Raw genomic sequence first — 15,942 nt, 5'->3', positions numbered from 1 at the left:
TATTATATTATTATATTAATTGAATATATAGCTTCAAAAGCTTTTTATCCATCTGAAATTGTGATAGTTTTTGCGTAACATCAGTGGGTAACTTTCCCCTGTTTATCGCCCCGAATAGATTCGTACTCAGGACATTCCATAAGAGAATATCTGAAAAGCAATATTGACTTTATACTAGTTTCTGCCCCGACAATTCCTCCAGAGTTGGAAGATATCGAGCAGTCTTGCCTAAGGTTGGGGGAGTTTGGTGGGATTGAAACTTCCCTCGCTCGAATTTTTAGCTGAGAAGCTAGAAATCTAACTCTCTATAGTTTCAAAACACGATATCCTGTTAAGAACAGATCAGCGACAGGTATCGAGACGGTGTTAGACCTTAAATTAATTCGGGAAAATCCAGAACGAGTACAAAAATTACTCGATCGCCGTGGAGTGGGAATATACGATCTTACTTCCATTTTAGAATTAGACCGCGCCTCACGAGAACTAGAAACCCGTCGCAGCCAAGTAAGCGCGAGGAGTAATGAAATTGGTAAAGCGATCGGGCAAAAGATTCGTAACGGCAGCGATCCTAAAGGAGAAGAGATCGCTCAGTTAAAAATTGAGGGCAATGAAATCAAATCGCAGCTTGCAGAACTAGAACCTCAAGAAAAAGAGCTAAAAAATCAAATTGAGAATTTATTGCTCCAATTACCCAACTTACCCGATGAATCGACTCCTATCGGTAAAAATGAAACAGAAAATGTGGAAATTAAACGTTGGGGTGATGAATACCTACCAAAAGGTAAGGATCTTTTGTCACATTGGGAAATTGGCGAAAAACTGGGAATTTTAGAATTCAAACGCGCGGTAAAAATAGCTCAGAGTCGCTTCGTCAATCTCATCGGTGCGGGTGCGGCATTAGAAAGAGCTTTAATTAGCTTTATGCTAGACAAACAAATTGAGGCAGGTTATCTAGAAGTAATGCCTCCGGTACTGGTTAACAGCGATTCATTGCGGGGTACGAGTCAGCTACCCAAATTTGCCGAAGATAGTTTTAAGTGTAGCGAAGACGATCTGTGGTTGACACCTACTGCCGAAGTTCCACTGACTAATCTCTATCGTGAAGAGATTATTGAGGCTTCATCTTTACCAATTTATCACTGCGCTTATACTCCTTGTTTTCGCCGAGAAGCAGGAAGTTATGGCAAAGATGTTAGAGGTTTGATTAGGCTGCATCAGTTTAATAAAGTTGAGTTAGTTAAAATTGTCGCTCCCGAAACTTCTGAGACAGAACATCAAACTTTACTCTCAAATGCCGAAGCTATCTTACAAGCTCTAAAATTGCCCTATCGGGTTATCGAGCTGTGTACGGGCGATTTGGGTTTTAGTGCGGCTAAATGTTATGACCTAGAAGTCTGGCTGCCAGCTGCTAATACCTATCGGGAAATCTCTAGCTGTTCTAATTTTAAAGACTTTCAGGCGCGTCGGGCTGATATTCGTTACAAACAAGCAGGTAAAAAAGGTACCGAGTACGTCCACACTCTTAATGGTTCTGGTTTGGCAATAGGTAGAACGATGGCAGCAATCCTGGAAAACTACCAGCAACCAGATGGTATGGTTAAACTGCCCGAAGTATTGCAACCCTATCTCAAGCGAGAGTTTTTGTGAACTACTGCGCAAGATAGCTCCCGCAGCTTCTTGCAAACAGTTTCTCAATTTTTTTTGGCTACTTGCAAGATATTCTTGGGAATAACGCCGTGGATTCCTTTGACGATATCGACTACCTGAGAAACTTCATAGTCGATCGCCGCACTACCAAATAATAAAGCATCTTGCTTAGTAATACCGTATTCCTCTTCAATAATCCGGAGAGATTCTCGAACCGCTTTTTTCATGGCTTCATTTAAATCTCGATCCAAACCAATTGCCAGCCATGCGTCTTCAGTTTCTCCTAGAGGATTTTCTAAGGTCTTATCTTTATGAACGGTTAATTCGAAGGTAGGAGTGAGAGAACATTCGAGCGCCGTCAGGGCGACTTCCCCATTTCCCTGAGCGCAGTGCGGATCGCCAGTGTAAAATAAGGCTCCTGGAACCTGTACCGGTAAATAAATACTCGAGCCGACGGTGAGGCGTTTGATATCGATATTGCCGCCATATTTACCTGGAGGAACGGAGTTAACCGTTTCTGCTTTGTCAGCAGGAACTACACCCATAATGCCCATAAAGGGTGCTAGAGGAATTTCGAGATCTGGTCTGCCGTTACTGGGACGAAAAATAGCCACTCCCCTTGCTAAATCTAAGGGAATTACTTTGGTATAGATTTCGGCACCGTTTTGAGGATATTCTCCAGGCAAAGCTCCTTTACTGTGACGATTGGAAATAACACCATAGGGTACGCGATAGTCGATCTCGACTGTTTTAATTTCTAGTACATCTCCTGGTTCTGCACCCTCGATATAGACGGGACCGGTAATTACATGAGGTCCCGGCGCAGTTCTCTCGATTTGACTTTTAACAGCTAGCTGGTCGGGTAAAATGTCCTCTGCTGTGATCCCCGCCGCGGTAAAAAATTCTACCGTATCTCCTTGATCGGGAAGAATGCCTTCGTGGGAAACTGTTTCGATGGTAACTAAATCGCCCGATTGAACTGTCTGAATTGGTGGGCTATCGGGTTTAAAAAGTTCTCCCCAAATAACATTTTCTGGAGTCGATCTAATGATTATTGAATCTTCGGCAGCGTTGACAGAGTTAGAATTCATTTGAGTAATTAGACAAAAACAAACGAGAGAAACAATAGCAAGAATAATTAAGGAGTAATTTCTACTCGAGAGCGAAAATCGATTTGTTTTGGTTGTCATCAACTTTAATTGCAGTTTTTCTCGGACAATTGAGATTATCTTTAAAGAAAAACTAGGGTTTGTTTGTATTGTAGGTTACGTAAATTTTCTTCCCGATCGCATTTCCTTAAAACAAACCTAAAAAGATTATCGAACTCAAAAGCTGATAGATAATAAAGATTAAAATACTTAGATTCAGTATAATTTTCCATTGATGCGACTGTACATCGAGTTGCATTGAAGAGAGAACCCCTAAATATCACTAAATTAAGTCAATGCGATCGCCAAAACTGCCTCGTCGGACGAAAATTGTTGCCACTGTGGGACCTGCCACTCTCGAACCAGACATCCTGCGTCAGCTAATTAAAGCAGGTGCGACGACTCTAAGAATCAACTTTTCACACGGTACCCAAACAGATCATCAAAAAGCTATTCGCTTGATTCGTCAGACAGCCTTCGAACTCAACCAACCTGTAGGCATTTTACAAGACTTGCAGGGACCCAAAATCCGTCTGGGTAAATTTGCCTGTGGTAAAATTTCTCTTCAACCTGGCGATCCGTTCATACTTACCAGTCGTCCCGTAGAATGCAATAGCGAAATTGCCTCAATTAGCTATAGTAAGCTAGCTGAAGAAGTTCCCGAAAACGCTACGATTCTGCTCGATGACGGTAAAGTCGAGATGCAGGTACAAAAAGTCGATCTCGCTGCCGAAAACCTACACTGTCGAGTAGTAGTAGGAGGAGAACTTTCTAGCAATAAGGGAGTCAACTTTCCTGGGGTATTTCTCTCGGTTAAAGCGCTGACCGATAAAGACAGAGAAGATTTGATGTTCGGTCTCGATCAAGGAGTTGATTGGGTCGCCCTCAGCTTCGTACGCAACCCCCAAGATCTTCTCGAAATCAAAGATATAATTTCCAGTGCCGGTAAATCCGTTCCCGTAATCGCCAAAATTGAAAAACACGAGGCGATCGAACAAATGGATGCCGTTCTTTCTCTCTGCGATGGAGTAATGGTAGCTAGAGGAGACCTGGGAGTAGAGTTACCAGCCGAAGACGTACCCATTTTACAGAAAAAATTAATTGCCACCGCTAATAAGCTAGGCATTCCCGTAATTACCGCTACCCAAATGCTGGATAGCATGGTCAATAATCCCCGTCCCACTCGCGCTGAAGTTTCCGATGTCGCCAATGCCATTTTAGATGGTACCGATGCCGTCATGCTCTCCAATGAAACTGCTGTGGGTAAGTTTCCCGTTGAAGCCGTAGCTACGATGGCAAAAATTGCCTGTCGCATCGAACGGGAACAACAACCATACGATGTATTTGACTCTCATCATCCCAAACGTTCGATTACTCATGCGATTTCGGCGGCTGTCGGTCAGATTGCAGCTGAGCTAGAGGCAGCGGCAATTATGACCTTAACGAAAACTGGTGCTACTGCTCGCAATGTTTCTAAATTCCGTCCTAAAACACCCATACTGGCGATAACACCACACGTTTATGTAGCTCGGAGGCTACAGCTAGTCTGGGGAGTCAAACCTCTTTTAGTTCTCGATCTTCCTTCTGCCAATCAAACCTTTCAGGCGGCAATTAACGTGGCTCAAGAAAAAAGATTGCTGTTGGCAGGAGATTTGGTAGTCATGACGGCAGGAACTTTGCAGGGAGTTTCCGGCTCGACCGATTTAATTAAGGTAGAATTGGTCAAAGCTATACTGGGAAAGGGTACTGGCATCGGTCAGAGTTCGATCAGTGGTAGAGCTAGAGTTGCCCATCACGCTCTAGAAATTAATGATTTCAATCCAGGAGAGATTTTGGTCGCTCCCAAAACTAATGCCCAATTTGTCGACCTCATTCGTCAAGCTGCGGGAATTATTACCGAAGAAGACAATCTCACCAGTCATGCGGCAGTTATCGGTTTGCGTTTGGGTATACCGGTAATTGTCGGGGTTAAAGATGCCACTGAAACTATTAGAGAAGGAGCAATTTTAACCGTCGATGCCAAGCGAGGTCTAATTTACTCTGGAACCATGGATGGACAATAGTGCGTCTAATGTGAATTAGGAAAAAGTGATGAACCTAAGCTAGCAAATATCTACCGTTAGACTAAGAAAAATTTGGGAAAAAAAAGAGAATATAGTCATTAATTCCTATCGATCCACAAGGCTCCTCGAAAGATGGGTAAAATTAGCCATGACCAAACCTCAAAGAGCGATCGCTATCTTTCAAACTTCTTCAGATACAGAAGCCGCACTCAAGAAACTGGATAATTCTCAATTTGCTCTAGAGCGAGTGTTTGTGATTGCTCGTAATACTGATAGAGAAAAAAAGATAGTAGATACTCAGTTATGTGAGTCCTTGCGCGAGCGCTTCGATGCTCGAATTGGTAATCCCCCTCGTCAACCCTCTGAAAAGGCGATTGATTTATCTCAAGCCTTAATACACTTAGATATTCCCATCGATGCTGCCCGTTTTTATAACGATCTCGTCGCCAAGGATAGATATTTAGTCATGATTGAAGGAAACCAAGTCGACATCTTAGGTGCAGAAAAAATTTTACAAGAATGTAACGTTCTTGAGTGGACAATCTACGAGGTAGTTCGAGAGCATCCTGAAGTAATTATCGTCGACCGCCGTCATCACCTATAATCTCGTTTTATTTTTTAAACGTAGGAAACTTACGAATCTCGATCGACTCTCAGTACATCGTTAAAAACTCCTCGCCAATAGTAGGGTGGATTCCAATGGTTTCATCGAGGTCTTGCTTGGTAATTCCTTGGCGAACGGCTACCCCGAGACTTTGAACGATCTCGGCAGCGTGTTCGCCAATCATATGGATACCTAAAATGTGTCGTTCTTCACCCCTCATAACTAATTTCATCGTTATCCGGGTAGACTCATCAGCTTCGGCAAAATCATATAGCAAGGTTTGAAACTGAGTTCGATGACAATGAACGCTCTCGCCATATTCGCGTTGTGCTTCACTTTCGCTCATACCAACTGTAGCAGCTTCGGGACGAGAAAATACTGCTGAGGGAACGTATTGATAATCAACCGCTCTGGGTTTATCGCTGAATGCCGCAGCCACTGCCGCACGACCTTCTGCTTTTGCCAGGGGAGTTAGAGCCAATCGATCGCTACAGTCACCGATCGCATAAATATTCTCTTGAGTAGTACGACTAGATTTATCTACTTTAATTTCGCCTTTTTCGCCAACTTCTACTCCTGCCTTTTCTAACCCCAGATTTTTGGTGTTGGGGTTACGTCCTGTGGCTAGCAATACTGTATCGACAACGAGTGTATCTCCGGTGGATAAATTTAGCTGTAGTCCTCCGTCTACTAGTTTAATTTCTTTAGCTGTGGTTTCCCTCAGAAAATTTATCCCTCTAGCGATTAGTCCCCGCTGTACTCCCCGACGCAAATCGCGATCGAATCCGGACAAGATCGAATCTTCTGTATCCATAATAGTTACTTGGGAACCGAAAGCACTCATCATGCTAGAAAATTCCACACCAATATAACCCGCACCGATCGCCGCAAATCTTGGGGGAACTTGTTTGAGATCGAACATTTCATCTGAGGTGATGGCATATTCGTTACCGGGAATACCTATTTTGTTGGGATGTCCCCCTACAGCAATAATAATTTTGTCGGCTACAATCTGGCGCTCGCCAACTTTTACCGTTTTGTTATCTATAAAAGTGGCGTGGTCTGAAATTAATTCAATTCCCAATTCTTCAAACCGCCTAATAAAGTTGTGCTCTAGCTTTGATAAGTACCGATGTACGTTTTCCATCAATACTGACAGATCGATTTTTCGTTCGCACCGATTCCAACCATAATTTGTAGTTAGTTTTTCTTTAAGAGCAAAATCTGCACCATAAACCATCAGCTTCTTGGGAGTGCAACCGCGATTCAAACAAGTACCGCCGACAGCTTTTTTTTCAGCAATAGCAACTTTAAATCCCATAGAGGCTGCTTTTTGTGCTGCTGCACTTCCTCCAGAACCAGCACCAATAACTAATAGATCGAAGCGATCGTCAGACATGATTTTTTTGAGTCGCAATAAACAAAGATCGTTAATCAAGTTAATTAGTTTCTAGAGAGATTGCATCTGTCTGAGTAGATAATTACATTCCCTCTGGCGATCGCCTGAAGGTGATGTTGCTAAGTTAACAGAGTCGATCTATTTACAGAGGAACTATCTGTTGCTCCCACTCAGAAGAGCCGCACGAGCTACGAATTCGGTAAGCTGTTTAACCGAATTAACAGATTGACAACATCACCTACTCGCTCATATAGAAAGACTATATGATTGGTGGCTAAAACAAACGGCAATCTTTCTTTATATAAAACTCTAGTTATACCTAAATTTTCCAATATATAAATGTAAGGATTCAGGTATCAGGGTTGACAAAAAGGAAAAAGAGATTAAAGTAGCCAATAATGAGCGAAGCTAATCACCCCTTCAAAGCCGAAGAACTGCGCCAGTTGTCCAATGAGAAACTGGCAGAAATCGTGACTACCCAACAAAAGCTGATTGAGAAGCTAGAAAAAAGAATAGAACAACTGGAACAGAGCCTCAACCTCGACAGCCAAACCTCATCGAAACCCCCTTCAACTGACTTGCTGAAAAAAAGCGAGAGAAAACCAGAAGTAGGGTTGGAAGAAGCCAAAAAAGAGACAAAAAGAAAACCAGGAGGACAACCAGGACATCAAGGGAAGACGAGAAAAGGATTTGGGCGTGTAGACCGCTACGAAGTATTGAAACCGACCATCTGCTCCAACTGTGGAAATCAACAATGGAAGACTAAGGGGGTACGAGTAGATACTCAACAGGTAGCCCAGTTGGTGGCAAAACCGATACAAGTCGTAGAGTACCAACGTCATCACTGTCAATGCGGCAAGTGTGGAGCAATAGAGGCAGCTCGACGGTCTCCCACAATGATTCCAGGTCAAGACTTGGGAGTCAGACTACAGGGGTTACTTTCCTGGCTGGGAAACTATGCTCATATGTCCTATGCTAAACAGCAAGAACTGTTGTGGGAACTGGGAGCAATAGAAATTAGTAGGGGAACTTTAGTTGCCACCAATGAACGAACGAGTACAACAAGCGAGTATCAACAGTGTTGAAGGGTTGAAAAAGTCGATTAATTCAGAGCATCCTCCTCTACATTGTGACGAAACCCCCTGCTCAGTTAAAGGAGTCAAAGAATGGCTCTGGGTTTTAGCTGGGTCAGAGTTCTGCCTGTTTCATGCCGGCGATACTAGAAAACGCAGAGAATTGGAAGCTGTATTAGGAGTATTCTATGATGGAGTTTTGATTAGCGACGATTTTAGTGTCTACAACGGCTATTCAGTAGCAGGACAACAAAAGTGTTTGGCTCATCTACGTCGTCATTTTCAAAAACTGTTAAAGACTAAAGGGGTAGATAACCAAGAAATTGCTACCACCTTTCTGTCTCTAATTGATGAGGCATTTAAGCAACATCGGGTTTGGCGACAGACCCATCAGGAAAGCCACTATCGAGATTGGGCAGAGGATTTCCGAAGGCGAGTGACTAGCGCAATTAAGACTTGGCTCAAGAATGCTGGTCATGAAGCTGGAAAACTGCTACGTTCGCTGCGTGATAAGGCGGAGCAATGGTGGTATTTTCTGACACATCCTCAGATACCCCCCGACAATAATCTAGCTGAACGATGTTTGAGAACTGCTGTAACCAAGCGGAAAGTTTGTGGTGGCTCTCGTTCCATCGAACGGTTTCAACATACAGCCAACCTGCTGAGTGCAATTCAATCTTGTCGTTTGCAAGGACGTTCGGTGATTACTTTTTTTCAACAGACTTTACAAGCTACAGTTGGACATTGTTCTTATCCTTCTCTTATTCCTCATGCTTGCACCTGAATCCTTACATATAAATTATATAGAATGTATGTTTTTTTATAAACTATCTAACATTTTTTCATAAAAAACATACAATAGCACTAACAATATAGCTATCTTTCAAGTTCCAAAATAAATATTTTTTAAGACAACATAAAAAATGATTAAAGTACTTTTGGTTGATGACCAAAAAAGTGTTAAAAAAGTTCTTAAAATGAATCTTGAAGAGATTCCTAAGATATCTGTAGTAGCATCGGCAAGTAATGGAAAAGAGGCGATAGTATTAGCAGAAAAATATCTACCAGATATTATACTGATGGATTTTGAAATGCCCCTAATGAATGGAATAGAGGCGACGCGAATAATTTCAGCAAATCTTAATAATACTAAAATATTATTGCTTACTTCCAAAGAAGAAAAACAACCGATCGATCTTGCTTTAAAAGCTGGAGCTAGAGGCTACATTTCAAAAAGCGCTAATTTTGAAGATTTGAGTAATATTATTCATTTAACTTTGAAAGGATACTTCCAATTCGGTCTAATTATCACTGAATATAGATATCTTAAAAATTCTAATTCTTTGGTAGTCAAAACAAATCAGAATGGTAAATTAAAATCTAATTTGGACTCTGAACTCTATGATATTCTATCAAATATTACAAGTAATATATCCGCCCTTAAAGATACTATCAAAGAAACTATAGTTGCTCAGGAACATAAAATTAGCCTTTTAACCGAACAGTATACTTATAAACAGTCATTTAATTGGAAATTTTTAAACTCTATAAATAATCCTAATTCTCTATCTAGAAAAGTATCGCTAACTGAGCGAAAACAAAATTTATTATTTATTTCTGGTTTCTTATTGGGATTAGTTAGCATAACGCTACTATCTTTTGCCATGAACTTAGTCAACTAATCTTTGTTTATACAGATCGATCTCCTAGTTTTCTAAGACTGACCGTAGCTACAGGCTAGATCGGTATGGTGCGATCGCTTTGCCTAATTTTCTCGCTCGATTTTGCTTCATTCTAAATTTAGAAATTTAATAGTGTAGATTGGAATGTCAATCGCAATCGCGCGATATAACTACGATCACCTTATCGAGCAAACTGCATTACTTGCACTACTCGATCTGCGGCGATGAATTTCTGTCCGATTGGCACTACTGCTAGAGCATTGGTTTGGGCTAAATTGAATAAATTGCCAGAGCTGTAACTTCCCCCAGTCAGAGCAAATTCTGGTTCCCCATCTACCAACGATAATCTACCCCAAAAATAAGTTTCTCTTTTGCCTGCCGAACTTAACGGGTGACGGGTACGAGCTTTAATGAAAACTGGGTGATAATCTCGTTTTAATCCCGATAACTTTTGCAGAGCCGGCTGTACGAAACGCCAGCAACTAACTAAGGCTGAAGCGGGATTGCCTGGAATGCCAAAATACAGGCAGGAGTTGGGAAACGTAGCGACAGTCAGAGGTTTTCCTGGTTTGACGGCGACGCTGCGAACATGAAGTTCGCCCCCTAGTTCGGCTAGAATGCGCTCGACATAATCGTAATCGCCTACCGAAACCCCGCCGGTAGATAAAACCATGTCTGCAGAATCTATTGCTTTGGCGATCGCCTCTCTTAAAGCCGGAGGTCGATCGGGGATAATGCCCAAGTTTATCGGGATACCGCCGTTAGTTGCCACAAAACTAGCCAGAGCATACTGATTGGAATCGATAATTTGTCCTGGTTGTAAAGGACGATCGGGAGGAATTAACTCATCTCCCGTTGATAAAATAGCTACTCGAGGACGACGATAAACCGAGAGGTTAATGCATTGAGCAGTAGCCAAAACTGCCAGCTCTGCCGCACCGAGTTTGACTCCAGCCTCTAACATCGGCGTTCCCGCCCGATAAAAGTCTCCTTGATGTCTGACAAACTCTTGAAATTGGGGAACGGACAAAATCTCGACGCGATCGCCATGACGTTTGGTATTTTCTTGAATGACGATGGTATCTGCACCAACTGGTAACATCGCTCCCGTAAAAATGCGGGCAGCTTGTCCCGATTTAATTTCGACAGTGGGTTTTTGTCCTGCGGGAATTTCTGTAACTACTTCCAAAACTACTGAATGCCCTGGGCTACAATTTTTTAGGTCGGCGTAGCGAACTGCATAGCCATCCATCGCTGAATTATCCCAATAGGGAAAGTCTAGCTTGCCTTTTATCGGTGCTGCTAAGATACGTCCCGTTGCAGTTTCTAAAGAGACTATTTCTAGATCCCGCTTGCGATGCAAAGGCGTTACTAAATCTAGAATGATGGTTTCTGCTTCTATTGCTGGTAACATGTGATGAGTTCGGAATAAAATTTTTCCAACGAGAAACTGAGAAATTTCTGACCTAAAAATCAATCGCTCTCAATCGATTTATGAGTTATTGGTTCGGTCAAGAATTAGATCGACATTAGTCTGGCATCTAGCAGGGACATTTAATTTTTAGGTTTACTTAAGTTCTTGAGGGATGAATATTTCTCTGCTAGTGTAGTTTTCTCGAGGTGCATGAGTGGCAAGCGTACTTGAAAACAGCTACCCACATCTAATTCGCTAGTTACCGTAATTTTACCACCGTGATGTTTGGCTATGGCTGCGGCGATCGCCAGCCCCAATCCCGTACCACCTTCGCGTCGAGAACGGGCTTTATCAGCACGCCAAAAGCGATCGAAGACGTGGGCAATTTGTTCTGGAGCGAGACCTATCCCAGTATCTCTAACGCTGACGATCGCATAACGATTTTGCTGATGGAGAGTGAGGGTAACACTTCCTCCTTCTGGGGTATATTGCAGAGCATTTTCTAATAAATTAGAGAACAACCGAGAAAGCTGGGCTGAGTCGCCCAAGACAAAAACTTTGCCCTTTATTTGCGATTTTAAAGTGATTTTTTTTTCATTAGCTAAAGGTTCTAACAAAATCGTACAGTTTTGTAACACGCGATCGAGCGAAAGTTTAGTCAGTTGGCGATCGAGCAGGGCAACGTTTGGCTTGGCATCGTTACGAGCCAAAAACAGCAAATCTTCTAGCATTTGACTCATTTGTAAAGTCGCTCCGGCGATCGCCGAAAGTTTTTTGGCATCTTTGGGATGAGTGCGTTCTGGATGGCTGCGGATTAGGTCTACTGAGGCTTTGATTGCCGTTAGAGGACTGCGCAGTTCGTGAGAGGCATCGGCAGTAAACTGTTTGAGTCTTTGAAAACTGGCATCTATGGGTTCGATCGCCTTTTGAGTCAGCCAAAACCCTCCCACTCCGATTAAAATCAAGGTCATCAATCCGCCAATAATTAATACCCAAAACAGTTGATTTTGGATATCTTCTATTTCTTCAGATGACTGACTAGCTCTAATAAAGCCTACTAAAGAAGGAGGTCCGAGATCGTTATTGTCTCTGATAAACACCGAAACTGTATGAGTGCGAAACATCGCGTCAGTTCCTTCTTGTCGTAAATTAGCCGTACCAGTTTTAGGAGGAACGTCTAACTCAATCGTGCCCTTTCTGCCTAGTAGATTGCCCTGAGCGTCAAACCATTCTAAACTCTGCCGATCCCGATTGAAAATATCCCGCCAAGGAACTTCTTCGACACGATTGAGATACTGCTGACCTCCTTGTTGGACTCGAGAAAAAGAGAGAGTAGCCGATTGAGCCAAGGTAATTATTCGTTTGTCTAACTGACGATATAAGTTACGGCTAAAAAACAGGTAAACTCCACTACCAAAAACGCTTAAAATAGCTGCCATAACCAGCAAATAGTATAACAGCAGACGCGCTCGCAAACCTTGAAACATTAAATTTGCTCTCAATGATTACCAATTTATTTAGGTTCTTCTTTCAAACGATAACCCAAACCATAGACAGTTTCGATTAAATCGTGGGGAGCACCTGCTGCTTCTAATTTTTGTCTCAAACCTCTAATATGAGCTTTAACTGTTGCTTCTTCAGGAACCTGCTCGAAAGACCACAGATGTTCTAAGATTTGAGCGCGACTAAACACTCTTCTACCATTACGCAGGAAAAACTCTAGCAGTTTATATTCTTTGGGACTGAGAAAAAACTGTTTATCCTGATAAAAAACTTCGCAGCTACTAGGATCTAAGCGTAAATCCCCCCAGGTAAGTATGGGAGGTAAGTTAGTAGTTCCCCGTCGCAGTAGTGCCCGAATGCGAGCTGAAAGTTCTGGTAGTTCGAAAGGTTTGATTAAATAGTCGTCCGCACCGGCATCTAAGCCTTCGATTTTATTATCTAATGTATCCTTAGCAGTCAACATCAAGATCGGAATATCGCAACCCTTAGAGCGTAGTTTTTTACACAAAGTAATTCCGTCCATCTGGGGTAGCATGACATCCAATAAAATTAGATCGTAGGTAAATACATCTAGTAACTCCCAAGCTTCTACTCCGTCATAAACTGCTTCTACTGCATAATGTAAATCGGATAGATATTCGACTACAGCATCGCTAATGCGCTCGTCATCTTCTACTACCAAAATTTTCATTTTTTCTTTTCCAATTCTTTTAGAGATATCGTAAGTAAATCATCGCCGACAAGCAAGCTCAGAGGATGAGATTATTTGCTTCAAACCGGTCGATCGCCAAATTAATTGTAGTGTTAGCCGAATTACTAGTTTTGAGGATTAGTTTATATCATTAATAGTGAGCGCAAACAAAATTAATATTTATCTAGGAAACCGATTTTTATGGGATTATTCAATTTGTTAGGCAAAAAAAACAGTATGCCTACTCCTGAAGAGGCTTTACCCGGACGTAATGCCACCATGCCAGTTCCCGACAAACACTATGTTAACGGCAACCCCATTAAAGCCCCTTTTCCGGAAAATATGAAGCAAGCCATGTTTGGTATGGGCTGTTTTTGGGGTGCAGAACGCAAATTCTGGCAGCTAGAAGGAGTGTATTCTACTGCAGTAGGATATGCCGGAGGTTATACCCCCAATCCTACCTATCAAGAAGTATGTACGGGAATGACGGGACACAATGAAGTAGTTCTGGTAGTGTACGATCCCGAACAGATTAGTTATCGAGATCTATTAAAAGTTTTTTGGGAAAGCCACGATCCCACCCAAGGAATGCGTCAGGGAAATGATGCTGGTACTCAATATCGTTCTGGTATTTACACTTTTAGCGAAGAACAAAAGCGCTTAGCCGAAGCTTCAAAAGAAGCTTATCAGCAAGAACTGAATAAATCTGGCTACGGTGAAATTACTACAGAAATTATCGACGCGCCAGAATTCTACTACGCCGAAGAGTATCACCAGCAGTACCTTTCAAAGTGCAAAAACGGCTATTGCGGCTTAGGAGGTACTGGCGTACCTTATAAACAACAAGAGAGTGCGATCTAATGAAATCCTCGCTCTCTTAATATTTTCTCTACAGACAGGTTGCCTAAATATAGTTATTTTGAGATAGGTGGCCTAGCTACCCTGCCCCCGTTCGATTTCGTTGATGTACTTCATCTGAGCCTTGGTGTCATAGGAGAATGCAACCCATTGCCTCAGGCGATGTTCACAGTAACGGGTCGTTCTGGGGCTTAAATAACACCAGTGCACTCCCTCTACTAACTTCCCTTCCCGCCTATAGGCTGTTACTGTGTGGTGGGAGAGGTTGACTATTTCAGCCGCTTGGTATTTGTCAATTTTGAATTGCTCCATAACTGGTTTGGGTCTTGTAATTTGAGAATACATAGACTTATAAATCGATAACGGTACACTTGAACTATTTTGGCAAAGAGCAAAATCCCGAGTCGCATAAAGTCGCATAAAGTCGCATAGAGTTAAAGATTTTTAGGTATTTTCACTCTCAAGTTTTGGCTTAGAGCGCAAAAATTTAATATTTACCGATGCGTTTTATCGGTAAATATGTTAAGAATCAAAGCTCTGCAAGATACCTTGCTGAAAAAGCTTCCCGAACAGTCGAGGGGTTTAGATAAGAGTCAGCTTTCCCCTGTCGAAGCAGGCAGAGAGCTTAGTGTTAATGTCTTGCAAGAATTGGGCTCTCATACTAGAGTGGAAATCTCACATGGTGCGGGTTCTTGGTGGATCTTTACCCCACACTGGGATTTGAACGATACGTTTCCTTCTGGCTTGCCCAGGCCCGATATTAGCGAAAAACCAAGCAAAAATGAGGTTATCGAATCTATCGTAAGATACTGTATTTCAGTAGGTATTACTAACAGAAAACATATTGCCTATGTTCTGTCTACTGCTGAAAACGAGTCAAACTTTAAAGCAATTCGCGAGCTTAGAGGTAGAACTTTAACCCGCGACCAACAAAAGTATTGGCACACTGGTTTTATGGGCAGGGGTTTTATTCAGGTTACTTGGCGGTCAAATTACCAGCGAGTAGGTAAAAAACTTGGTATCGACTTAGTATCGAACCCCGACTTATTGCTTACTTACCCCGTTGCGATCGCTTCTTTAGTTTTAGGAATGCGTGACGGTTGGTATACAGGCAAGAAATTATCCGACTACAAACCCGGGGATTACTGGAACCAAAGAGCAATTGTCAATCCCGGCGAAATTCGCTATCGCAGTTATTGGCACCGTGCCCAAAAGTTTGTAGACTCGGCTGAGGAGTGGGAAGGGTACCTAAATAAGTTTGCTTCTATCTTTCCTGGTTTAGCTTGATTCATACTTAAGAAGTTAAATACTACCAGTTTGATGATAGTACGAGGCAACTGAAAGTTACGTGATTACACTATTAAAGTTTGACTATGCCTCTGATATGTTTGATTGATGCCTCTTATCAATCAAGTTCAGCGGTTTATCGATAGCCGCGGTTTATCCGTCTACCGCTTTCAAAAACAAACTGGAGTATCTTCCACCACATGTTATCTGTTGTATTCAAACCAAAAACATCTACCTTCTGCAAAAACCTTAGAGCGTATTTGCGATGCCTATCAAGTGCAACCATACGAGTTGATCGAATGGGTGAGCGATCGAGATAGTTAAATTAAAAACCCCCTAGTTCATTAGGGGGTTTTCTCTTAGAAGAGTGTTAGCTGCCGTTCTTTGCGTTGTGACTCTATGGGTGTGGTATGTTGCTGGAGAATTTCTCTGTCTCGCTCGTTTTCCTTATAGCCAAACTCTTTAGCTACTTCTTTGACTGAGAACCAACCGATAGAGCATCTATAGAGCACTCTCCCATCGGGTTGTATATGGACATTATACTTCATTTACTATTACCTATAAATTTAAAAG

Annotated in this window: 13 protein-coding genes and 1 pseudogene; 8 read left to right on the top strand and 6 right to left on the bottom strand. The window is 42.2% G+C overall.

Annotated elements, in window-relative coordinates; genetic code table 11:
• The first annotated feature begins 363 nt into the window (after positions 1-363).
• Positions 364-1,647: a serine--tRNA ligase gene (gene serS / locus ACLFKQ_RS22740; protein WP_449001999.1), complete on the top strand. Its 1,284-nt coding sequence runs from the start codon at positions 364-366 to the stop codon at positions 1,645-1,647.
• 44 nt (positions 1,648-1,691) lie between these two features.
• Here serS and ACLFKQ_RS22735 read toward each other — a convergent pair whose 3' ends face one another.
• On the bottom strand, positions 1,692-2,738 hold the full coding sequence (locus ACLFKQ_RS22735; RefSeq protein WP_449001998.1) for an acetamidase/formamidase family protein: 1,047 nt from the start codon (positions 2,736-2,738) through the stop codon (positions 1,692-1,694).
• Positions 2,739-3,091: 353 nt separating this feature from the next.
• Between ACLFKQ_RS22735 and pyk the strand changes: the two genes are divergently transcribed.
• Together pyk and ACLFKQ_RS22725 are read left to right on the top strand one after the other, a co-directional pair.
• Positions 3,092-4,858 (top strand): pyruvate kinase, encoded by a 1,767-nt coding sequence (gene pyk / locus ACLFKQ_RS22730; protein ID WP_449001997.1) that lies wholly within the window; start codon positions 3,092-3,094, stop codon positions 4,856-4,858.
• 148 nt (positions 4,859-5,006) lie between these two features.
• Positions 5,007-5,462 (top strand): hypothetical protein, encoded by a 456-nt coding sequence (locus ACLFKQ_RS22725; protein WP_449001996.1) that lies wholly within the window; start codon positions 5,007-5,009, stop codon positions 5,460-5,462.
• A 49-nt stretch (positions 5,463-5,511) separates the two neighbouring features.
• On the opposite strand, the gene gorA is transcribed toward ACLFKQ_RS22725, so the two are convergent.
• Positions 5,512-6,861 (bottom strand): glutathione-disulfide reductase, encoded by a 1,350-nt coding sequence (gorA, locus tag ACLFKQ_RS22720; RefSeq protein ID WP_449001995.1) that lies wholly within the window; start codon positions 6,859-6,861, stop codon positions 5,512-5,514.
• A gap of 398 nt (positions 6,862-7,259) precedes the next feature.
• Between gorA and tnpC the strand changes: the two are divergent.
• Both tnpC and ACLFKQ_RS22710 read left to right on the top strand, forming a co-directional pair.
• A pseudogene (gene tnpC / locus ACLFKQ_RS22715) lies at positions 7,260-8,718 on the top strand (IS66 family transposase).
• A gap of 139 nt (positions 8,719-8,857) precedes the next feature.
• Positions 8,858-9,616 (top strand): response regulator, encoded by a 759-nt coding sequence (locus ACLFKQ_RS22710; RefSeq protein WP_449001994.1) that lies wholly within the window; start codon positions 8,858-8,860, stop codon positions 9,614-9,616.
• A gap of 181 nt (positions 9,617-9,797) precedes the next feature.
• Here ACLFKQ_RS22710 and ACLFKQ_RS22705 read toward each other — a convergent pair whose 3' ends face one another.
• From ACLFKQ_RS22705 to ACLFKQ_RS22695, 3 genes are all read right to left on the bottom strand, one after another.
• The gene (locus tag ACLFKQ_RS22705; protein WP_449001993.1) at positions 9,798-11,030 is read right to left on the bottom strand and encodes a molybdopterin molybdotransferase MoeA; all 1,233 of its coding nucleotides are present in this window, start codon (positions 11,028-11,030) and stop codon (positions 9,798-9,800) included.
• A gap of 140 nt (positions 11,031-11,170) precedes the next feature.
• Positions 11,171-12,517, bottom strand: coding sequence for a sensor histidine kinase (locus tag ACLFKQ_RS22700; RefSeq protein WP_449001992.1), 1,347 nt, complete (start codon positions 12,515-12,517; stop codon positions 11,171-11,173).
• Between the two features lie 26 nt (positions 12,518-12,543).
• Positions 12,544-13,224: a response regulator transcription factor gene (locus ACLFKQ_RS22695; protein ID WP_449001991.1), complete on the bottom strand. Its 681-nt coding sequence runs from the start codon at positions 13,222-13,224 to the stop codon at positions 12,544-12,546.
• Between the two features lie 201 nt (positions 13,225-13,425).
• Between ACLFKQ_RS22695 and msrA the strand changes: the two genes are divergently transcribed.
• The 3 genes from msrA to ACLFKQ_RS22680 all read left to right on the top strand — a co-directional run bounded on the left by msrA (position 13,426) and on the right by ACLFKQ_RS22680 (position 15,693).
• Complete coding sequence (msrA, locus tag ACLFKQ_RS22690) at positions 13,426-14,085, top strand: peptide-methionine (S)-S-oxide reductase MsrA (protein ID WP_449001990.1); 660 nt, start codon at positions 13,426-13,428, stop codon at positions 14,083-14,085.
• Between the two features lie 516 nt (positions 14,086-14,601).
• Positions 14,602-15,369 carry a glycoside hydrolase family 19 protein gene (locus tag ACLFKQ_RS22685; protein ID WP_449001989.1) on the top strand — a complete coding sequence of 256 codons (768 nt, stop codon included), beginning with the start codon at positions 14,602-14,604 and terminating at the stop codon, positions 15,367-15,369.
• A gap of 108 nt (positions 15,370-15,477) precedes the next feature.
• Positions 15,478-15,693, top strand: coding sequence for a helix-turn-helix domain-containing protein (locus ACLFKQ_RS22680; RefSeq protein WP_449001988.1), 216 nt, complete (start codon positions 15,478-15,480; stop codon positions 15,691-15,693).
• A gap of 35 nt (positions 15,694-15,728) precedes the next feature.
• On the opposite strand, the gene ACLFKQ_RS22675 is transcribed toward ACLFKQ_RS22680, so the two are convergent.
• Entirely contained in the window at positions 15,729-15,917 is a 189-nt protein-coding gene (locus ACLFKQ_RS22675; protein ID WP_449001987.1) for a hypothetical protein, read from the bottom strand.
• Between the last annotated feature and the right edge of the window lie 25 nt (positions 15,918-15,942).

The sequence above is a fragment of the Myxosarcina sp. GI1(2024) genome (assembly GCF_053543375.1).
This window is presented reverse-complemented; position numbering and strand designations above follow the sequence as displayed.